The organism is Pseudomonas sp. CM27, assembly GCF_013179515.1.
Taxonomy (GTDB): Bacteria; Pseudomonadota; Gammaproteobacteria; order Pseudomonadales; family Pseudomonadaceae; genus Aquipseudomonas.
Genome location: NZ_JABMCN010000038.1, coordinates 1 through 20,206 on the forward strand (window position 1 = coordinate 1; position 20,206 = coordinate 20,206).

The 20,206-nt window shown below is 63.5% G+C and carries 21 protein-coding genes; 13 read left to right on the top strand and 8 right to left on the bottom strand.

Annotation, left to right across the window (positions count from 1 at the left end):
* Together HP547_RS07030 and gmk are read left to right on the top strand one after the other, a co-directional pair.
* Positions 1–205, top strand: a 205-nt coding sequence (locus HP547_RS07030; protein ID WP_172285882.1) for a DUF1732 domain-containing protein, incomplete at its 5' end; no start/stop codon positions are given.
* 14 nt (positions 206–219) lie between these two features.
* Complete coding sequence (gene gmk, locus HP547_RS07035; RefSeq protein ID WP_172229259.1) at positions 220–840, top strand: guanylate kinase; 621 nt, start codon at positions 220–222, stop codon at positions 838–840.
* Between the two features lie 153 nt (positions 841–993).
* Here the strand turns inward: gmk and HP547_RS07040 are convergent, their stop codons facing one another.
* The 3 genes from HP547_RS07040 to HP547_RS07050 form a co-directional block, all read right to left on the bottom strand.
* Positions 994–2,535: an APC family permease gene (locus HP547_RS07040; RefSeq protein WP_172285883.1), complete on the bottom strand. Its 1,542-nt coding sequence runs from the start codon at positions 2,533–2,535 to the stop codon at positions 994–996.
* Between the two features lie 113 nt (positions 2,536–2,648).
* Positions 2,649–3,422: a gamma-glutamyl-gamma-aminobutyrate hydrolase family protein gene (locus tag HP547_RS07045; protein ID WP_172285884.1), complete on the bottom strand. Its 774-nt coding sequence runs from the start codon at positions 3,420–3,422 to the stop codon at positions 2,649–2,651.
* Positions 3,423–3,426: 4 nt separating this feature from the next.
* Positions 3,427–4,770 carry a glutamine synthetase family protein gene (locus HP547_RS07050; RefSeq protein WP_372242450.1) on the bottom strand — a complete coding sequence of 448 codons (1,344 nt, stop codon included), beginning with the start codon at positions 4,768–4,770 and terminating at the stop codon, positions 3,427–3,429.
* A gap of 245 nt (positions 4,771–5,015) precedes the next feature.
* Between HP547_RS07050 and HP547_RS07055 the strand changes: the two genes are divergently transcribed.
* The 5 genes from HP547_RS07055 to HP547_RS07075 all read left to right on the top strand — a co-directional run bounded on the left by HP547_RS07055 (position 5,016) and on the right by HP547_RS07075 (position 9,720).
* Positions 5,016–5,888, top strand: coding sequence for a LysR family transcriptional regulator (locus HP547_RS07055; protein WP_172285885.1), 873 nt, complete (start codon positions 5,016–5,018; stop codon positions 5,886–5,888).
* 205 nt (positions 5,889–6,093) lie between these two features.
* Positions 6,094–6,357 carry a DNA-directed RNA polymerase subunit omega gene (gene rpoZ, locus HP547_RS07060; protein ID WP_003253383.1) on the top strand — a complete coding sequence of 88 codons (264 nt, stop codon included), beginning with the start codon at positions 6,094–6,096 and terminating at the stop codon, positions 6,355–6,357.
* A gap of 59 nt (positions 6,358–6,416) precedes the next feature.
* A complete protein-coding gene (gene spoT, locus HP547_RS07065; protein ID WP_172285886.1) occupies positions 6,417–8,525 on the top strand; it encodes a bifunctional GTP diphosphokinase/guanosine-3',5'-bis pyrophosphate 3'-pyrophosphohydrolase in 2,109 nt (702 codons plus the stop codon).
* Between the two features lie 23 nt (positions 8,526–8,548).
* The gene (locus tag HP547_RS07070; RefSeq protein WP_016489827.1) at positions 8,549–8,929 is read left to right on the top strand and encodes a RidA family protein; all 381 of its coding nucleotides are present in this window, start codon (positions 8,549–8,551) and stop codon (positions 8,927–8,929) included.
* A gap of 59 nt (positions 8,930–8,988) precedes the next feature.
* Positions 8,989–9,720 carry a hypothetical protein gene (locus HP547_RS07075; RefSeq protein WP_172285887.1) on the top strand — a complete coding sequence of 244 codons (732 nt, stop codon included), beginning with the start codon at positions 8,989–8,991 and terminating at the stop codon, positions 9,718–9,720.
* A gap of 131 nt (positions 9,721–9,851) precedes the next feature.
* Here HP547_RS07075 and HP547_RS07080 read toward each other — a convergent pair whose 3' ends face one another.
* Positions 9,852–10,709, bottom strand: coding sequence for an SDR family oxidoreductase (locus tag HP547_RS07080; RefSeq protein WP_172285888.1), 858 nt, complete (start codon positions 10,707–10,709; stop codon positions 9,852–9,854).
* A gap of 190 nt (positions 10,710–10,899) precedes the next feature.
* Here HP547_RS07080 and exbB point away from each other — a divergent pair, with 190 nt between their 5' ends.
* The 6 genes from exbB to HP547_RS07110 all read left to right on the top strand — a co-directional run bounded on the left by exbB (position 10,900) and on the right by HP547_RS07110 (position 17,625).
* Positions 10,900–11,880: a tonB-system energizer ExbB gene (exbB, locus tag HP547_RS07085; protein WP_172285889.1), complete on the top strand. Its 981-nt coding sequence runs from the start codon at positions 10,900–10,902 to the stop codon at positions 11,878–11,880.
* 3 nt (positions 11,881–11,883) lie between these two features.
* Positions 11,884–12,312 (top strand): TonB system transport protein ExbD, encoded by a 429-nt coding sequence (gene exbD, locus HP547_RS07090; RefSeq protein WP_003253367.1) that lies wholly within the window; start codon positions 11,884–11,886, stop codon positions 12,310–12,312.
* Positions 12,309–13,040, top strand: coding sequence for an energy transducer TonB (locus HP547_RS07095; protein ID WP_172232091.1), 732 nt, complete (start codon positions 12,309–12,311; stop codon positions 13,038–13,040). Before exbD ends, HP547_RS07095 begins: the two co-directional genes overlap by 4 nt.
* A gap of 94 nt (positions 13,041–13,134) precedes the next feature.
* Positions 13,135–14,061: a hydrogen peroxide-inducible genes activator gene (locus HP547_RS07100; RefSeq protein WP_087500924.1), complete on the top strand. Its 927-nt coding sequence runs from the start codon at positions 13,135–13,137 to the stop codon at positions 14,059–14,061.
* Between the two features lie 3 nt (positions 14,062–14,064).
* Positions 14,065–16,143 carry an ATP-dependent DNA helicase RecG gene (gene recG, locus HP547_RS07105; protein ID WP_172285890.1) on the top strand — a complete coding sequence of 693 codons (2,079 nt, stop codon included), beginning with the start codon at positions 14,065–14,067 and terminating at the stop codon, positions 16,141–16,143.
* A gap of 78 nt (positions 16,144–16,221) precedes the next feature.
* Complete coding sequence (locus tag HP547_RS07110; protein WP_172285891.1) at positions 16,222–17,625, top strand: aminoacyl-tRNA deacylase and HDOD domain-containing protein; 1,404 nt, start codon at positions 16,222–16,224, stop codon at positions 17,623–17,625.
* 136 nt (positions 17,626–17,761) lie between these two features.
* Here HP547_RS07110 and HP547_RS07115 read toward each other — a convergent pair whose 3' ends face one another.
* From HP547_RS07115 to rubA, 4 genes are all read right to left on the bottom strand, one after another.
* Positions 17,762–18,136 (bottom strand): helicase, encoded by a 375-nt coding sequence (locus tag HP547_RS07115; protein ID WP_172233151.1) that lies wholly within the window; start codon positions 18,134–18,136, stop codon positions 17,762–17,764.
* 148 nt (positions 18,137–18,284) lie between these two features.
* A complete protein-coding gene (locus tag HP547_RS07120) occupies positions 18,285–18,584 on the bottom strand; it encodes an HU family DNA-binding protein (protein WP_172233148.1) in 300 nt (99 codons plus the stop codon).
* Between the two features lie 187 nt (positions 18,585–18,771).
* Entirely contained in the window at positions 18,772–19,920 is a 1,149-nt protein-coding gene (locus HP547_RS07125) for an NAD(P)/FAD-dependent oxidoreductase (protein ID WP_172285892.1), read from the bottom strand.
* A gap of 16 nt (positions 19,921–19,936) precedes the next feature.
* Complete coding sequence (gene rubA, locus HP547_RS07130; RefSeq protein ID WP_172228677.1) at positions 19,937–20,104, bottom strand: rubredoxin RubA; 168 nt, start codon at positions 20,102–20,104, stop codon at positions 19,937–19,939.
* Between the last annotated feature and the right edge of the window lie 102 nt (positions 20,105–20,206).

Genomic DNA, 20,206 nt, shown 5'->3' on the forward strand with positions numbered 1-20,206 from the left:
CCTCAGCACCCACGTCACCGAAGTACGCCGGGTGCTCAAGGGTGGCGGTGCTGCCGGCCGGCGCCTGGACTTCCTGATGCAGGAACTCAACCGCGAGGCCAACACCCTTGGTTCCAAGGCCTTCGACCCACGCAGCACGCAAGCAGCGGTCAACCTGAAGGTACTGATCGAACAGATGCGTGAACAAGTACAGAACATCGAGTAAGGCCACCCCCGACCATGAACCACAGCAGCGGCACCCTCTACATCGTTTCGGCACCCTCGGGCGCCGGCAAGACCAGCCTGGTCAACGCCTTGACCAAGGACGACCAGCAGATCCGCGTCTCGGTCTCGCACACCACCCGCGCCATGCGCCCGGGCGAGCAGCACGGGGTGAACTATCACTTCGTCGTCCACGAGGAATTCACCACGCTGATCGAGCAGGGCGACTTCCTGGAACATGCCGAGGTGTTCGGCAACTTCTATGGCACCTCGCGCAGCGCGCTGCAACAGACCCTGGACCAGGGCTACGACCTGATCCTGGAAATCGACTGGCAAGGTGCCCAGCAGGTGCGCAAGCTGATGCCGCAGGCATTGTCGGTGTTCATCCTGCCACCAAGCCAGGAAGCGCTGCGTCAGCGCCTGGATGGCCGCGGGCAGGATAGCGAAGAGATCATCGCCGGACGCATGAAAGAAGCCGTCAGCGAGATGGTGCACTACGACGAGTATGACTACGTGATCATCAACGATGATTTCGACGTGGCGCTTGAGGATTTGAAGGCAGTGTTCCGTTCGAACCGGCTGGTGCTGAAGAAGCAGCAACAGCGCAACAGCGGGCTGCTGAAAGAACTGCTCTCCTGAAACACCGCACGGGGCTGCTTTGCAGCCCTTTCGCCGGCAAGCCAGGCTCCCACAGATACCTTGCAGAACCTGAAGGACTCGACGGACCTGAAGGACTGTGGAGATTTTGTGGGAGCTGGCTTGCCGGCGATAGGGGCGCAAAGCGCCCCCAGCTTATTCGGCCAAAGGCAGGGTAGCCTGCTGACGCAGGGTAGCCCCCAGGAAGTAAGCCGGCGCACGCATGCGCGACAGCATCATCAGCCCGATGCCCAGCACCGAGATGATCGCGGCAATCACGAACACCAGCCCCAACCCGCCCACATGCGAACCGCTGCCGAAGTCCGGCGAGGCGCTGTCGATGGCGGTGCGCGCGAAGATCACCGACAGGATCACCCCACCCACCAGCGGGCACAGGCCGCGCATGATGAAGTGGCGCAAGCTGCCGAACAGGCTGTGGCGGAAATACCACACACAGGCAAACGCGGTCAGCGAGTAGTAGAAGCAGATCATCATGCCCAGCGCGGTGATGGTATCCGCGAGCACGTTCTCGCTCAGGGTACGCATGGTCACGTAGAACAGGCCTGCGGCCAGGCCGGCGCAAATGGTTGCGTAGCGCGGGGTTTGCGACCGCGGGCAGACACTGGCGAACTTCGGCGGCACCGCGCCGTAGTAACCCATGGCCAACAGGGTGCGCGCCGGCGCCACGAAGGTCGACTGCAGCGACGCCGCCGTACTGGCCAGCACGGCGATGGACATCAGGATCGCCAGCGGCCCCATGACCGGGCCCGCCAGGTGGGCAAACACGTTTTCCTGAATACGCGGGTTGTTCAGGCCCAGGCCCGTTTCACTGATCCCGGCAAACTGCAGGGTGGCGATGGCGGTGAACAGGTATAGCCCGAGGATCAGCATCACGGTCCAGGTGGCCGCCTTGCCGGGCATCTCTTCACTGCCCACCGACTCTTCGCTGACCGTCAGGCAGGTATCCCAGCCCCAGAAGATGAAGATCGACAGCGACAGCCCTGCGGCAAAGGCCGAGAACGACTCGACACCGAACGGGTTGAACCAGGCGAAATCGAACTCCAGCGGTGGCGGCGCCGTGGTGCTGCCGAAGGCGGCGAAGGCAAAACCGATCAACACCAGCAACTGCAGGGCCACCAGGCCATATTGCACCGTCATGGTGGTGGCTATGCCGCGACAGCAGATCCACACCGCCAGGGCGATGAACACGCAACAGGTGACAATGTTGATCAACAGGTTGTCAGCCAACGCCGCCAGCTCATGCTTGCCGGTAATCTGACCAAGGAACAGGTAGAAGAAGTCGACCGCCACCCCCGCCAGGTTCGACAGCACGATGGTGGTGGCAACCACCAGCCCCCAGCCGCCGATCCAGCCAATCATCGGCCCGAAGGCACGCGCCGACCAGGTAAACGAGGTGCCGCTGTCCGGCTCTGCCGAGTTCAGCTCACGGTAGCCCAGGGCCACCAGCAGCATCGGCAGGAACCCGACGATGAACACGGCTGGCAGGTGCGCACCCACCTCGCGCACGGTCGGGCCGAGGGCACCGGTCAGGGTATAAACCGGCGCGATGGTGGAAATGCCCAGCACCACGGTAGCCAGCAATCCCAGCCGGCCTTTGGCCAGACCCTTGCTGTTGTGGGTGTTGCCCGCGTCGGCCGCCATATCGGGTGGGCGGCCGGTTTCTGTGTAATTGCTCATGAGTATTTGCCGTAAATTTTGGAATTGTTTTGGCGGGCCTTGCGCACAAGGCCCGCTTTCACTCATTGAAAGCTTGCTGCCGGGAACACGTCATCCGAGACCTTCGGCTGACGTCAGGATGCCTTCTGCCGTGCGCCCTCCCGTGCTGCGTAGGCAATGCAGGCCTCGCGAAACGCCTGAAACAGGCGCAGCGAGACCGGGTTTTTGTTGAAGCGCCATTCCGGATGCCACTGCACGCCAAGCACAAAACCCGGCGCCGCAGGCATGGACACTGCTTCGATCAGGCCGTCCGGGGCCCGTGCCTCGACGCGCAGGCCTGGGGCCAGGCGGTCAATGCCCTGGCTGTGCAGCGAGTTGACCTCGAACTGCGCGGCCAGGCCCAGGCGCTCGAACAACCCGCCTGGCTCGATGCCGACCGGGTGACGAGGGCCGTACTGCACCTCTGTCGGTGCGTCCTCAGGTTCGCGGTGGTCAAGGTAACCAGGCAGTTCCTGCACGCGCTGGTGCAGGCTGCCGCCAAGTGCCACATTCAATTCCTGGTAGCCACGGCAGATGCACAGCACCGGCACACCGGCGGCAATGGCCGCCTGCAGCAGTGGCAGGGTCAGCCGATCACGCGCCAGGTCGTGCCGGGTACCCGCCGCACTGGGGGCGCCATTGTAATGATGCGGTTCGATATTTGAAGGCGAACCGGTAAAAACAATGCCGTGCAGAAGACCCAGCAGCGCTTGCGTATCGCTGCCTGCGTCACGGGCCGGCAATATCAGTGGCAAGCCGGCAAACCCGGCTGCCTCGACATACCTGTCGCCCACTGTGTGCGACGAGTTCTTCCCCACCTGCTGACGGCAGGCGCTGACACCGATCAAGGGGACCGCAGTTGCGCTCATGGGCTTACACCGTGTGCAGGTACCAGTTGTACTCGAGGTCGGAAATCGACACTTCGAACTCGGCCAGTTCGCTTTCCTTGCAGGCCACGAAGATATCGATGTAGTCCGGGCTGATGTATTGGTTGAGGACTTCGCTGTCGTCCAGCGCGCGCAGGGCATCGCGCAGGTTGTTCGGCAGGCTCTGCTCCAGCTGTTCGTAGGAGTTGCCTTCGATTGGCGCCTGTGGCTCGACCTGGTGGGTCAGGCCGTGATGAACGCCGGCCAGGATTGCCGCCAACATCAGGTACGGATTGGCATCGGCACCGGCTACGCGGTGCTCAAGGCGCACGTTGTCGCTGCTGTCGGTAGGCACGCGTACGGCTACGGTACGGTTGTCCAGGCCCCAGCTCGGCGCATTGGGCACGTAGAACTGTGCGCCGAAGCGGCGATAGGAGTTGATGTTCGGGCACAGGAAAGCCATCGACGCCGGCATGGTTTCCAGCACGCCGCCAATGGCGTGGCGCAACGCGTCGCTTTGCAGCGGGTCGTCACTGGCGAAGATGTTCTTGCCGGTTTTCTTGTCCAGCAGCGAGATATGCACGTGTAGCCCGTTGCCTGCCTGGCCCGGATAGGGCTTGGCCATGAAGGTGGTGTCCATTTCATGGTCGTAGGCAACGTTCTTGATCAGGCGCTTGAGCAGGATCGCGTAATCGCAGGCCTTCAGCGGATCCGCCACGTGGTGCAGGTTGACCTCGAACTGCGCCGGGGCGCTTTCCTTGACGATGGCATCGGCGGGCAGGCCCTGCTCCTTGGCCGCTTCGAGCATGTCCTGCAGGCAGTCGGCGTATTCGTCGAGGTCGTCGATCAGGTACACCTGGGTCGAATGCGGGCGCTTGCCGGAGATCGGCGAACGCGGCGGCTGCGGGCGACCGTTGAGATTATCCTGGTCGATCAGGTAGAACTCCAGCTCGAACGCGGCGCAGATGGTCAGGCCCAGGTCGTCGAACTTGCTCACCACCTGGCGCAGCACTTCACGCGGGTCGGCGAAGAACGGCTGGCCATCGAGCTCGTGCATGGTCATCAGCAGCTGGGCGGTGGGGCGTTTCTGCCACGGCTCATCGGACAGCGTGCCGGGAATAGGGAAGCAGATGCGGTCGGCATCGCCGATGTCCAGGCCAAGGCCGGTGCTTTCGACGGTGGAACCATTGATGTCCAGGGCAAACAACGACGCCGGCAGATTGATGCCTTTCTCGTACACCTTGTGCAGGCTGGCCCGCTCGATGCGCTTGCCACGTACCACGCCGTTCATGTCGGAGATCAGCAGATCGACGTACTGCGTGTCCGGATGGGCCTGGAGGAAGTCACTCATCTCGCTGGAAGAACTGGCGCACGGGGTTACCGACGTCATGGCTGTACATCCTTTGATTTGCTGCGGCGATGTGGGGATACGGCTGGCGCCTCACGGGCGACGATGGTTGCAGCTGTTGTTTTTTTCACTTTCCCATCGTGGGGACTGGTTGCCCGACCGGGCGCATTGATTCCGGGGGGCCGTTTCACTATAAAATGGCCCTGACGCAACAGACATTGGCAATTCGGCAAGCAGAGCGTGCACCAATGCAATATCAGATCACACATGCCGACCTTTCACTGGTACTGGCGCTGGAACGTGGCCGCTCCCTGGCCAAGGCCGCCGAGCTGCTGAAAGTCGACGTTTCGACCGTATTCCGCTCGATTCGCCGACTCGAGTCGGCACTCGGCACCGCGCTGTTCGTCAAGAGCCGCAAGGGCTACCTGCCGACCGACACTGCCCAGGCCCTGGCCGAGCAGGCCGAGCGCGCCGAACAGGCGCTGGAGGCGGCGCGTATCGCCATGACCAGTGGCGAGCAGGTGGTCAGCGGCACGGTGCGCCTGACCTGCACCGAGGCCGTCATGCACAGCCTGCTACTGCCGGCGCTGGCCGAGTTCATGCCCAACTACCCCGCCTTGTCGCTGGAGATGGGCACCTCCAACACCTTCGCCAACCTCAGCCGGCGCGATGCCGACATTGCCCTGCGCCTGACCAACACGCCGCCGGAGCACCTGGTGGGCCGCAACCTTGGCTCCACCTCCTATGTCATCTGCGGCCAGCCCCAATGGCGCGAGCGCCTGGACGAGGCGCCTGCCAGCGTGCCCTGGATCGCCCCCGACGACTCGATGCAGGATCATCCCACGGTGGTCTGGCGCAACCAGCAGCACCCAGGGCTGAGCCCGCGCTACCAGTGCAGTGGCATGTCGACCATAGCCCAGCTGGTCAGCACCGGGCTGGGCGTGGCGGCGCTGCCGGACTACATGGTGCATGCGCTGCCAGGGGTGGATGCGCTGAGCGGGCCGCTGCCGGGCTGCGATACCCAGCTGTGGCTGCTTACCCGCCCGGATTGTCGGGCATTGCGCTCGGTGCAGACTTTGTTCGAAGAGCTGACCCCGCGGTTGCGCGGTGCGATGCTCTGAGGTTATCGTCGGGCTCATGCATCGAGGGTGTCTGTTGCGGCCCTTTCGCGGGTAAACCCGCTCCCACAGGGTGCGCCGGCAGGCCCGAGGATAAAGCGGCCCGACAAAACAGCGCTTCCCTATTGGCTGGTGAATTTTTATACTATCGAGTCCGCCTGCCCATTATCGGGCTGCACGCCCACCGCATTTGCTACTGAGGAAGACCATGGCCCGCGTAACTGTTGAAGACTGCCTGGAACACGTGGATAACCGCTTCGAGCTGGTCATGCTCTCGACCAAGCGCGCTCGCCAGCTGGCGACCGGCGGCAAAGAGCCACGCGTAGCATGGGAAAACGACAAGCCAACCGTTGTTGCCCTGCGTGAAATTGCCGAAGGCATCGTCACCAACGAGTTCATCGCCGCTGAAGAGATCGTCACCGAGGATCCGGTGTTCGCCGCGTTCGAGGACGAGAACAACGAGGCTGTCTGATTGATGCCAGGTCGACGTCGCACGGCGCAAGGCCCTCTTCCTCGGCAGGAGGTTATCCCATGCCGGGTATAGAAGCCTTGGCCGAACGGCTGTCGACCTATCTGGGCCCTGAACAGGTCAACCTGGTCCGGCGTGCCTATTTCTACGCCGAACAGGCCCACGATGGGCAGCGCCGCCGCAGCGGCGAGCCCTATGTGACCCACCCACTGGCCGTGGCCAGCATCCTCGCCGACATGCACATGGACCATCAGAGCCTGATGGCGGCCATGCTGCACGACGTGATCGAAGACACCGGCATCGCCAAGGAAGCCCTCAGCCAGCAGTTTGGCGAGACAGTGGCCGAACTGGTAGATGGGGTCAGCAAGCTGACCCAGATGAACTTCGAGACAAAGGCCGAGGCGCAGGCCGAGAACTTCCAGAAAATGGCCATGGCCATGGCCCGCGATATCCGCGTGATCCTGGTCAAGCTGGCCGACCGCCTGCACAACATGCGCACCCTCGAAGTGCTGTCCGGCGAAAAGCGCCGACGCATCGCCAAGGAAACCCTCGAGATCTACGCCCCCATCGCCAACCGCCTGGGCATGCACACCGTGCGCGTGGAATTCGAAGACCTCGGCTTCAAGGCCATGCACCCGATGCGCTCGTCGCTGATTCACCGGGCAGTGAAAAGCGCACGCGGCAACCGTAAAGAGATCGTCGCCAAGATCGAGCAGTCGCTGGCCAACTGCCTGGCTGCCGACGGCATCGCGGGCGAGGTCAGCGGCCGGCAGAAACACCTCTATGGCATCTACAAGAAGATGCGTGGCAAGCGCCGCGCCTTCAACGAGATCATGGACGTGTACGCCTTCCGCATCATCGTCGACAAGGTCGATACCTGCTACCGCGTGCTCGGCGCCGTGCACAACCTGTACAAGCCGCTGCCCGGGCGCTTCAAGGACTACATCGCGATCCCCAAGGCCAACGGCTACCAGTCGTTGCACACCACGTTGTTCGGCATGCACGGCGTGCCCATCGAAATCCAGATCCGCACCCGCGAGATGGAAGAGATGGCCAACAACGGCATCGCCGCGCACTGGCTGTACAAGTCCAATGACGACGACCAGCCCAAGGGCAGCCATGCCCGCGCCCGCCAGTGGGTCAAGGGCATCCTCGAGCTGCAGCAACGTGCTGGCAACTCGCTGGAATTCATCGAGAGCGTGAAGATCGACCTGTTCCCGGACGAGGTCTACGTGTTCACGCCCAAAGGCAGGATCATGGAGCTGCCCAAAGGCTCCACCGCGGTGGACTTCGCCTACGCGGTGCACACCGATGTCGGCAACAGCTGCATCGCCTGCCGCATCAACCGCCGCCTGGCGCCACTGTCCGAACCGCTGCAAAGCGGCTCGACGGTGGAAATCGTCAGCGCCCCGGGCGCACGGCCGAACCCGGCCTGGCTCAACTTCGTGGTCACCGGCAAGGCGCGCACGCACATCCGCCACGCGCTCAAGCAGCAACGCCGCTCCGAGTCCATCAGCCTGGGCGAACGCCTGCTGAACAAGGTGCTCACCGGCTTCGACAGCAGCCTGGAGAAAATCCCGCAGGAGCGCGTCCAGGCAATTCTTGCCGAATACCGCCTGGAACTGATCGAAGACCTGCTCGAAGACATCGGCCTGGGCAACCGCATGGCCTACGTGGTCGCGCGCCGCCTGCTGTCGGCCGAAGGCGAGCAGTTGCCGGCGCCGGAAGGCCCGCTGGCGATCCGCGGTACCGAAGGCCTGGTGCTGAGCTACGCCAAGTGCTGCACGCCAATCCCGGGTGACCCGATCGTCGGCCACCTGTCGGCCGGCAAGGGCATGGTGGTGCACCTGGAAAACTGCCGCAACATCAGCGAAATCCGCCACAACCCCGAGAAGTGCGTGCAGCTTTCGTGGGCCAAGGACATCTCGGGCGAGTTCAATGTCGAACTGCGTGTCGAACTGGAGCACCAGCGCGGCCTGATCGCCCTGCTGGCCAGTAGCGTCAACGCCGCCGACGGCAACATCGAGAAGATCAGCATGGACGAACGCGACGGCCGTATCAGCGTGGTCCAGCTGGTGGTCAGCGTGCACGACCGCGTGCACCTGGCGCGTGTGATCAAGAAGCTGCGTACCCTGACCGGAGTGGTCCGCATCACCCGCATGCGTACGTAGTCCGCCAACCGCAAGGAGTCATCATGAGCAAGACCGTCATTACCAGCGACAAAGCCCCTGCCGCTATCGGCACCTACTCGCAAGCGATCAAGGCCGGCAACACCGTATACATGTCGGGCCAGATCCCGTTGGACCCAAAGACCATGGAACTGGTCGAAGGCTTCGAAGCCCAGACCGTGCAAGTGTTCGAGAACCTCAAGTCCGTGGCTGAAGCTGCAGGCGGTTCGTTCAAGGACATCGTCAAGCTGAACATCTTCCTTACCGACCTGAGCCACTTTGCCAAGGTCAACGAGGTGATGGGCCGCTACTTCGAGCAGCCGTACCCGGCCCGCGCCGCCATCGGCGTTGCCGCACTGCCAAAAGGCGCTCAGGTCGAAATGGACGCCATCCTGGTCATCGAATGATGCCTCGGGTGACGGGCTCCCTGCCCGTCACCCTCCCTTCTCTGCAAGGTTTCCCCGTCATGCGTCAAGCACTGCCCCTCGCGCTGGCAGCCCTGCTACTGGGCGGCTGCGCCAGCCACAAACCTGAAGATTTCAACGGCACCTGGATCAACCAGGACGCCATCAAAGCCGCCGTCAAAGGCAACAGCCTGCGCCAGGCCCTGAACCAGCATGGCCCGGTATTCGAATGGAAGCTCGACGTCGCCAACCACCAGGCCAGCTTCAGCAATGGTTTCGAGGCTGCCGACGGCCAGCTGAGCGCGGTTGAAAAACAGCTGCAGGCCACTTTCCTTGGTGGCCAGACCGAGCAGCTGGAGCTCGATGGTGACGAACTGCTGACCAGCGACCAGAGCGGCAGCAAACAGGCATTCGTCCGCGTGAAGAACCCCGTCGCGGGCAACGCGCCATTGGGCAGCAGCTTTGAAAAAGCGCTGTACCAGGCTTACCTGGGTGGGGAATGGAAAATTCTCGAAGGCCAGGGTCAAGGCGCGAAAGTGCGCTTCGGCGATACCGGTAGCGTGACCGGCCTGCCAGGCCCGGACCGCTTCGCCCTGTGCCTGGCCGGCGATTGCGCGACCATGGGTGGCAGCAACGACAGCCTGTGGCTGGAGCGCAACCAGCGTGGTGCGCCGTTCATCATCAAGCGCGATGGCGACAAGCTGGAGATCTTCCAGGCGGTGAACCGTGCGCAGTCGGATGAAATGCCACAGTTGGCCGCGGGTACGCGTCAGTGGGTGCTGGAGAAGGACTGAAAGCGACTGAACTCGCGCTTGGACCTTATCGGCCTCTTCGCGGGTGAACCCGCTCCCACAGGGATAGCACCGCGCTCACCGGCGGTGCAGTTCCTGTGGGAGCGGGTTCACCCGCGAAGAGGCCGGCAGTCTCAGCGCACGCCTTTCAGGATTGCCGCATAGCCTTCCTTGTAACTCGGATACACCGGCGCCCAGCCCAATGCGCGCGCGCGGGCGTTGCTGCAGCGCTTGCTGCCGGTACGCCGCACCCGCTGCTCATCGGACCACTCTGTGACCCCCATATACCCACGCAGCCAGGCCACTACATCGGCCAGCGGCGCCGGGTCGTCGTCGACACCGATGTAATAGTCGTCCAACACCTTGCCGTCGGCGTCGGCCTGCAGCAGGAACGCCAGCAGGCTGGCGGCATCCTCGGCATGGATGCGGTTGCCATAGAGGGGCGGCTCATCGGCCACGCGGTAGCCTTGGCGCACCTGGCTCAGCAGCCACTCACGGCCGGGGCCATAGATGCCGGTCAGGCGCACCACGCTCGCCGGCATACCGCTGGCCAGCGCCAGCTGCTCGGCCTCAAGCATCACCCGCCCGGAATAGCCTTCAGGCTCGGTGGCCGCGCTTTCCTCGATCCATTCCCCGTCTTTTTGCGCATACACGCTGCTGCTGGAAACGAACAGCAGGCGACGCGGGCGCTGGCCACGTTCGGCCAGCCAGGCCAGCACATGGCGCAGGCCGTCGACATAGGCCGCCTGGTAACCCGCCTCGTCGTGCTGGCTGGCCGCCACGCAATACACCAGGTAGTCCGGCGCGCGCTGCGGCCAGGCTGGCGGAATCGATGCGTCGGCAAGGTCTGCGGCAACCGGCACGACACCTGCGGGCAGCTGCGCGACCGCGCGACGCAGGCCGCTTACCTGCCAGCCGCGGGCCAGCAATTGCCGGGCAAGACGCCCACCTACATCACCACATCCCACCACCATTACGGAAAGGTCTGACATCTCTAAACTCCCTAGACCAGTTGATCAGCCCAGCCACGCTACACGATGGGCGGCTAGACCATAGGCGAAAAAAGCAACAAGATTACTTTTGTTAACAAGAATTACTTGCAATAATGGCCGCCAATTTGTTCTCGGCCAATCTCGAGGCCTTGGAGAACTTTCACTTTTTTCTTCATCAGGTCCGGCCAGCATGACACGTATTCAACCTTCCGCTTCGCCAACCCCGTCGCGCGCCTGGCGCGCCATCGCCGCGCTGACCCTCAGCCTGGTGCTGGCCCCGGTAGCCATGGCCGATGAGCCAACCGCCAACAGCAACACCCCTGCCGCCGCCTCTGCCCCAGCTGCACCTGCAGCGGCACCGGCTGCCGATACCCAGGCGCCAGCTGGCGACGCCTCTGTCAAACCGGCTGATGCGCCAGCTGCAGTAGACCCGAGCGTTGAAGCCCTGGTCGAAGACACTTCGCTGGGCATGGCCCACGACCTGTCGCCGTGGGGCATGTACAAGAACGCCGACATCGTGGTGAAGATCGTCATGATCGGCCTGGCAATCGCCTCCATCATCACCTGGACCATCTGGATCGCCAAGGGCTTCGAGCTGATGGGCGCCAAGCGTCGCCTGCGTGGTGAAATTGCCCAGCTGAAGAAGTCCGCCACCCTCAAGGAAGCCAGCGAAGTCTCCAACAAGGAAGGCACCCTGGCCTACACCCTGGTCCACGACGCCCTCGAAGAAATGCGCCTTTCGGCCAACGCTCGCGAGAAAGAAGGCATCAAGGAACGCGTCAGCTTCCGTCTGGAGCGCCTGGTACACGCCAGCGGCCGCACCATGAGCAACGGCACCGGCGTGCTCGCCACCATCGGTTCCACCGCACCCTTCGTCGGCCTGTTCGGTACCGTCTGGGGCATCATGAACAGCTTCATCGGCATCGCCAAAACCCAGACCACCAACCTGGCCGTGGTCGCCCCGGGCATCGCCGAAGCCCTGCTGGCCACCGCCCTGGGCCTGGTCGCGGCCATTCCGGCCGTGGTCATCTACAACGTCTTCGCCCGCTCCATCGCCGGCTACAAGGCCCAGGTGTCCGACGCCTCCGCTCAGGTATTGCTGCTGGTCAGCCGTGACCTGGACCATCAGGGCAGCGAGCGCGCTGCCCCGCACATGGTGAAAGTGGGGTAAGCCATGGGCCTGCATCTCAACGAAGGTGGCGACGACCTCGCCGAAAACCACGAAATCAACGTTACGCCGTTCATCGACGTGATGTTGGTGCTCCTGATTATCTTCATGGTCGCCGCCCCCCTGGCCACGGTCGACATCAAGGTCGACCTGCCGGCCTCGACCGCCAAACCGGCGCCGAGGCCTGAAAAACCGGTGTTCGTCAGCGTCAAGGCCGACCAGAAGCTGTATGTCGGCGACGATCAGGTAGCGGCACCCGACCAGCTTGGCCCGATGCTCGACGCCAAGACCAAGGGTGACAAGGAAACCACCATCTTCTTCCAGGCCGACAAAGGCGTGGATTACGGTGACCTGATGGAAGTGATGAACAACATGCGCGCGGCCGGCTACCTGAAAGTCGGTCTGGTCGGACTAGAGACGGCAGCCAAGAAATGACAAAAACGCGCTCGAACATGGCGCGCTACGGTGGCAGCCTGGCGATCGTGCTGGGCGTGCACGTGGTCGCCGTGCTGCTGACGCTCAACTGGTCGGTGCCTCAGGCCATCGAACTGCCCCCGGCAGCGATGATGGTCGAACTGGCACCGCTGCCGGAGCCCGCGCCGCCACCACCTCCTAAAGCCGCCCCGCAGCCACCGGCACCGGTAGAAGAACCGCCGCTGCCAAAGGTGGTGGAAGCGCCGAAACCCAAGATTGCGATCCACAAGCCGCCCAAGCCGAAGGTCAAGCCGCAGCCGCCCAAACCCGAGAAAAAGCCTGAGCCGCCCAAGGAAGCACCGCCAACCGAGCAGACCGTAGACGCCCCGCCCAGCACCGCGCCACCGCAGAAATCCGCGGCACCGGCACCGAGCATTGCGTCCAACAGCAACGCCTTGCCTACCTGGCAGAGCGACCTGCTGCGCCACCTGGCCAAGTACAAGCGGTATCCGGAAGACGCGCGCCGCCGCGGCCTGCAGGGCATCAACCGCCTGCGCTTCGTGGTCGACGCCGAGGGCAAGGTAGTGTCGTACGCCATGGCAGGTGGTTCGGGCAGTGCAGCACTGGACCGGGCGACCCTGGAAATGATTCGTCGGGCCGGCAAGGTACCCAAGCCGCCACCCGAGTTGCTGAACAATGGCACGATCGAAGTCGTGGCACCGTTTGTCTACTCGCTTGACCGCCGCTGAGACTTTTGGTTCTGTCACAAATCGGCAAGTCTGATAACGTGCGTCTATCAATTGCAGCCGCTATGCTGGGCCCGCAACTTCATGGACGCACGTTATGACCCTCACAGAATTACGCTACATCGTCACACTCGCCCAGGAACAGCACTTCGGCCATGCCGCCGAACGCTGCCACGTGAGCCAACCGACCCTGTCGGTCGGTGTGAAGAAGCTCGAGGATGAGCTTGGCGTGCTGATCTTCGAACGCAGCAAGAGCGCGGTGCGCCTGACCCCGGTCGGCGAGAGCATCGTCGCCCAGGCCCAGAAGGTACTGGAGCAGGCCCAGGGCATTCGCGAGCTGGCCCAGGCCGGCAAGAACCAGCTGACCGCCCCGCTCAAGGTGGGTGCCATCTATACCGTCGGCCCCTACCTGTTCCCGCACCTGATCCCGCAACTGCACCGCGTAGCGCCGCAGATGCCGCTGTACATCGAAGAAAACTTCACCCACGTGCTGCGCGAAAAACTGCGCAACGGCGAACTCGACGCAGTAATCATCGCCCTGCCGTTCAACGAAGCCGACGTGCTGACCCTGCCGCTGTACGACGAACCGTTCTGCGCGCTGATGCCCGCCGACCACCCGTGGACGGCAAAAAAGACCATCGACACCGCCATGCTCAACGACAAGAGCCTGCTGCTGCTCGGTGAGGGCCACTGCTTCCGCGATCAGGTCCTCGAAGCCTGCCCAACCCTGAACAAGGGTGGTGAAGGCTCCAGGCACACCACGGTCGAATCCAGCTCGCTGGAAACCATCCGTCACATGGTCGCATCGGGCCTTGGGGTATCGATCCTGCCGCTGTCGGCAGTGCACAGCCATCACTATGCACCCGGGGTCATCGAGGTGCGCCCACTGACTGCACCGGCACCGTTCCGCACGGTAGCCATCGCCTGGCGCGCCAGCTTCCCACGGCCCAAAGCCATCGAGATCCTCGCCGACTCGATCCGTCTGTGTTCGGTGGCCAAGGCCCCTGCAGAACAACCGGCCTGAGTCATGAGTGAGCTGTCGAAAGTCCCGGTCACCGTGCTCAAAGGGGTTGGCGAAGCCATGGCGGAAAAACTCGCCAAGGTCGGCCTGGAGAACTTGCAGGACGTGCTGTTCCACCTGCCCCTGCGTTATCAGGACCGTACCCGCGTGGTGCCGATCGGCCAGCTGCGGCCCGGCCAGGACGCGGTGATCGAGGGCGTGGTCAGCGGCGCCGACGTGACCATGGGCAAGCGTCGCAGCCTGGTGGTGCGCCTGGGCGACGGCACTGGGGTGTTGAGCCTGCGCTTCTACCACTTCAGTAACGCGCAAAAGGAAGGCCTTAAGCGTGGCACTCACCTGCGCTGCTACGGTGAAGCGCGCCCCGGTGCCTCGGGCCTGGAAATCTACCACCCGGAGTACCGCGCGCTTAACGGCGACGAGCCGCCGCCACCGGTCGAGCAGACCCTGACGCCGATCTACCCGTCCACCGAAGGCCTCACCCAGCAACGCTTGCGCCTGCTGTGCCAGCAAAGCCTGAGCCTGCTCGGCCCGCGCAGCCTGCCCGACTGGCTGCCGGACGAGCTGGCCCGGGACTACCAGCTGGCGCCGCTGGACGATGCCATCCGCTACCTGCACAACCCGCCGGCGGACGCCGACCTCGACGAGCTTGCCGAGGGCCAGCACTGGGCCCAGCACCGCCTGGCCTTCGAGGAGCTGCTGACCCACCAGCTGTCGCAGCAACGTCTGCGCGAGAGCCTGCGCAGCCTGCGGGCTCCGGTATTGCCCAAGGCCAAGCGCCTGCAGGCGCAGTACCTGGCCAACCTCGGTTTCCAGCCCACCGGCGCGCAGCAGCGGGTGGCCAACGAAATTGCCTATGACCTGAGCCAGCACGAACCGATGCTGCGCCTGGTGCAGGGTGACGTGGGCGCCGGCAAGACCGTGGTCGCCGCCCTGGCTGCGCTGCAAGCGCTGGAGGCCGGCTACCAGGTGGCGTTGATGGCGCCCACCGAGATCCTCGCCGAGCAGCACTACATCACCTTCAAGCGCTGGCTCGAACCGCTGGGCATCGAAGTCGCCTGGCTGGCCGGCAAGCTCAAGGGCAAGGCCCGGGTCAGCGCCCTGGAGCAGATTGCCAACGGCGCACCCATGGTGGTCGGCACCCATGCGCTGTTCCAGGAAGAAGTGAAGTTCAAGCATCTGGCACTGGCGATCATCGACGAACAGCACCGGTTCGGCGTGCAGCAACGTCTGGCCCTGCGCAAGAAAGGCGTGGCCGGCGAGATGTGCCCGCACCAGCTGATCATGACCGCAACGCCCATCCCGCGGACCCTGGCGATGAGCGCCTACGCCGACCTGGACACCTCGGTACTGGACGAACTACCCCCCGGGCGCACCCCGGTGAACACGGTACTGGTGGTCGACAGCCGGCGCTTCGAAGTGGTCGAGCGGGTCCGCGCGGCCTGCGCCGAGGGGCGCCAGGCCTACTGGGTGTGCACCCTGATCGAAGAGTCTGAAGAACTGACCTGCCAGGCGGCAGAAAGCACCTACGAGGAGCTTGGCAGCGCCCTGGGCGAGCTGCGGGTGGGGTTGATCCACGGGCGAATGAAGCCGGCGGAAAAAGCCGAGATCATGGCCGAGTTCAAAGCCGGCAACCTGCAGTTGCTGGTCGCCACCACGGTCATCGAGGTGGGCGTGGACGTGCCCAATGCCAGCCTGATGATCATCGAGAACCCCGAGCGCCTGGGCCTGGCTCAGTTGCACCAGCTGCGCGGCCGGGTAGGCCGGGGCAGCGCCGTCAGCCATTGCGTGCTGCTGTACCACCCGCCGTTGTCGCAGATCGGCCGGGAGCGGTTGGGCATCATGCGCGAAACCAACGATGGCTTCATCATCGCCGAAAAAGACCTGGAGCTGCGTGGTCCGGGCGAGATGCTGGGCACTCGCCAGACCGGCCTGCTGCAGTTCAAGGTCGCCGACCTGATGCGCGACGCCGACCTGCTGCCGGCCGTGCGCGACGCGGCACAGGCGCTGATCGCACGCTGGCCCGATCATGTCAGCCCGCTGCTCGACCGCTGGCTGCGGCATGGCCAGCAATATGGCCAAGTGTGACGCCAGTCCCAGAATGGATCCAGATTTGCCCCGGGGCTGGTTATACTTCGCGTTTAAAAGAATCAGTGGATACGGACCATGACTGAAGTTGCCCTGGACACCGCAACCCCACATGCACCCTCTGTCATCAGGCTGCTGCTCGACAAGCTTGGCGTAGCCTACCGCGAGGTGGCCGAAGATTCGCACCTGCCGGCAGCGTCGCGGGTACAGGCCGTGCTGCTCGACGACGAGGTCGGCGCCCTGATGGTGCTGTTCCCGCAGAGCCAGCTGCTGGACCTGAACCGGCTGACGGAACTGACCGGCCGCAAGCTGACTGCGGTGTCGATGCCTCGCCTGAAGCAGATGCTCGACAAGCACCAGCTCAAGGCCCTGCCGGGCATACCGGCCCTGACCAGCTCACCGAGCCAGTACGAAAAAACCCTGCTCGACGCCGAAACCGTCTACATCGAGTCCGGCGAAGCCGGCCTGTTGCTGGCAATCGAGCGTGCGCATTTCAAGCGGATGCTGGCCAAGGCCAGTGCCAGCACGTTTGGGCAGGAGGTCGAGGCGATCAACCCCAACCTCGATCGCCCCGATGATGACACCCACGAAATCAGCCAGGCGGTACAAGCCTTTACGGCCCGGCGAATCCAGAAACGCCTGGAAGAAACCATCGAAATTCCGCCGCTGGCCGACACCGCACAGAAGATCATCAAGCTGCGGGTAGACCCTAACGCCAGCATCGACGACATCACCGGCGTGGTCGAAACCGACCCGGCGCTGGCGGCGCAGGTGGTGAGTTGGGCGGCATCGCCTTACTACGCCTCACCGGGCAAGATCCGCTCGGTGGAAGACGCCATCGTGCGCGTGCTGGGCTTCGACCTGGTGATCAACCTGGCCCTGGGCCTGGCACTGGGCAAAACCCTGAGCTTGCCGAAAGACCACCCGCAACAGGCCACGCCTTACTGGCAGCAATCGATCTACACCGCCGCGATCATCGAAGGCCTGACCCGCGCCATGCCACGGGCTGAACGCCCCGAGGCGGGCCTGACCTACCTGGCCGGCCTGCTGCACAACTTTGGCTACCTGCTGCTGGCACACGTGTTCCCGCCACACTTTTCGCTGATCTGCCGCCACCTGGAGGTCAACCCGCACCTGCACCACACCTATGTAGAACAGCACCTGCTGGGCATCAGCCGCGAGCAGATCGGCGCATGGCTGATGAAGCTGTGGGACATGCCGGAGGAACTCCAGACCGCGCTGCGCTTCCAGCACGACCCTGCTTATGACGGCGCGTATGCTGCATTCCCCAACCTGGTGTGCCTGGCAACCCGCCTGCTGCGCTCGCGAGGAATAGGCTCGGGGCCGCAGGAAGAGATACCTGACGAGCTGCTGGAGCGGCTGGGGATTACCCGGCACAAGGCAGACGACGTGGTGAACAAGGTGCTCGAAGCCGAGAGCCTGTTGCGGGAGCTGGCCTCGCAGTTCCACGCACCGCACTGACATCAAATGGGGCCGCTTTGCGGCCCAATCGCCGGCAAGCCAGCTCCCACAGGAACACCACTTCCCTCAGGCGTGTACCGAACCTGTAGGAGCTGGCTTGCCGGCGATTGGGCTGCAAGGCAGCCCCCTACAAATTTCAGCCCTTCTTCTTCGGTTTCAGGTATTTCATCAAGCCCTGAAACCACATCACCAGCGCCGGGTTGCCCTTGATCTGGATATTCTTGTCCTGAATCCCCTGCATGAACGCCAACTGCTTGTTGCTCGCCTGCAGGGTGGCAAAGCCATAGGCAGCGTCCTTGAACGCAATGGCGAAGGCCGGCTGCGGGTGTGCACCGCCTTTACTGCCAATCCGCTCGTTACTGACGATGAAGTGCCGGGCGACCTTGCCGTCCAGAGTCTGCATCTGGAACACCAGGTCCTTGCCCTTGAGCTGCTGCTGGAATGCCGGGTTTTTACGGCTGGCCCTGGCCATCAACAGCCCCATGGCCCAGAGAAGAAAGCGGAACTTCATCAACGCGCCTCGAATTAAAAATGACTAAGGCGCGCAGTTTATCCTCTTCCAGAACTATTTACGCAAATTCGAAGCATTTTGCCTTCAGAAAGCACAACGGGCGCTCTGGGGCGCCCGTTTGGCTGACACTGGGATAGTCAGGCAGCGATCACTTGCCCTTCTTGGCCGGCTTGGCAGGCACGTTGACGCTGTCCTTCAGGTTTTTGCCTGGTTTGAAGGCCACGGTATTGCTGGCTTTGATCTTGACCGGCTCACCCGTCTGCGGATTCTTGCCGGTACGCGCGCCGCGATGGCGTTTTTCGAAGGTGCCGAAACCGACCAGGGTCACGGTGTCCTTGTCCAGGGCACCGGTGATGCTGTCGAGAATCGCGTTCAAAACCTGATTGGCCTTTTCCTTGGTCAGATCGGCCTTTTCGGCGATGACTGCGGCGAGTTCTGGTTTGCGCATAGTGAAGCCTCTTTGACGGAATTCTTGTTGTTATGCCGTGCTGCCTCGGGGAGCAGCGCTCAAGGCACCGCAGGCTCTAATCTGCGGCAGACGGAAGTGAGAATGGCACGTGCACCGGGGCCGCGCCAGTATCTGGGCGGCCATTGTGCAGGCAACAACAGGATAAAACCGACAGAACGACCGCTGTTTACGCCATCAGCGGCGGCAGTTGGCGATTCAGCGCCAGCCTTTCCATCACGGCTGCACCCGTCAGTGCGTAGCCCAGCAGTTTGCCGTCGGCATCCAGGCACAGCACCTTGAGGTCACTGCCCTGCCCCTCTACCTGCCAGGTACCTTCGCGGCCCTGAGGCGGCGGCGAAACGACCAGTGGGCAAGCAGGGGTTTTTACGGTAATCGGCATCGGCCCGTAGGCAACCGCCGTCGGTGTCCCGCTCAGGGTTTGCGCCAGGGCCCTGGCACAGCTCATCAGCGGCATTACATAAAGCAGGTTGATGCCATCGACCTCGGCACAGTCGCCAAGCGCGTAGATATTGGCGTGCGACGTGCGCAGCTGGCGATCGACAGTTACGCCGCGGTTGGTCTGCAGGCCGGCGGCGGCGGCCAGGTCGGTACGCGGGCGCAGGCCGATGGCCGAGACCACCAGGTCGCAGGCGATCACGCTGCCATCCGACAGATGCGCCTCCAGGCCATGAGCTGCCTGCTGCAGGCGGGTCAGCACCGGGCCAAGGTGGAAACGCACACCCAGGGCTTGCAGCCCGGCCTGCACGGCGCTGGCAGCAGCCGGATGCAGCAAGGTTGGCATGAGCTGCTCGCACGGCGCGACGACGTCGACCTGAAAACCGCCAAGGCTCATGTCGTTGGCGAACTCGCAACCGATCAGGCCGGCACCGAGGATCAGTACCCGCTGCTTGCCATCGGCTGCAGCACGGAAGCGCGCGTAGTCTTCCAGGTCGTTGATCGGGAACACCAGCCGGCTGCCATCGCCCTCGATCGGCACCTGCACGGTCTGGGCGCCCCATGCCAGCACCAGGTCGCGATATTCCACGGCTTCTTCGCCGATCCACAGGCGCTTGTGGCCCGGATCGATGCCGCTGATACGGGTGTGGGTGCGTATCTCTGCGTTCAGTTGCTCGGCCATGGCACCCGGCTCGGCCATGCACAGGCCATCGGCGCCTTTGTGCTTGGCAAAGCCGGTGGAGAGCATGGGCTTGGAGTAGGACCGACCGTCATCGGCGGTGATCAGCAGTAGCGGCGTCTGCGTATCGAGCTTGCGAAACTCGCGGGCCAGGTTGTAGCCCGCCAGGCCGGTACCGATGATTACCACGGGGGACGTCATGTCGTGCTTTCCTCTATCAGCCGATGAAGATCATTTCAAAGTCGCTTTTGCCGACGCCGCAATCAGGGCACAGCCAGTCTTCCGGTACATCTTCCCAACGGGTGCCAGGGGGGATGCCGTCGTCCGGCCAGCCCTCGGCTTCGTCATAAATCAGGCCACAAACAATACACTGCCATTTTTTCATCAGGCTCAGTCCTCACACAGGGTAGGGCTTTGTAGCGGCCCTGCCGGCAGTATGCAAGCAGTCAGGGCAATCATGCTAAGCTCGCCGCCTCTCTGGCTGTAA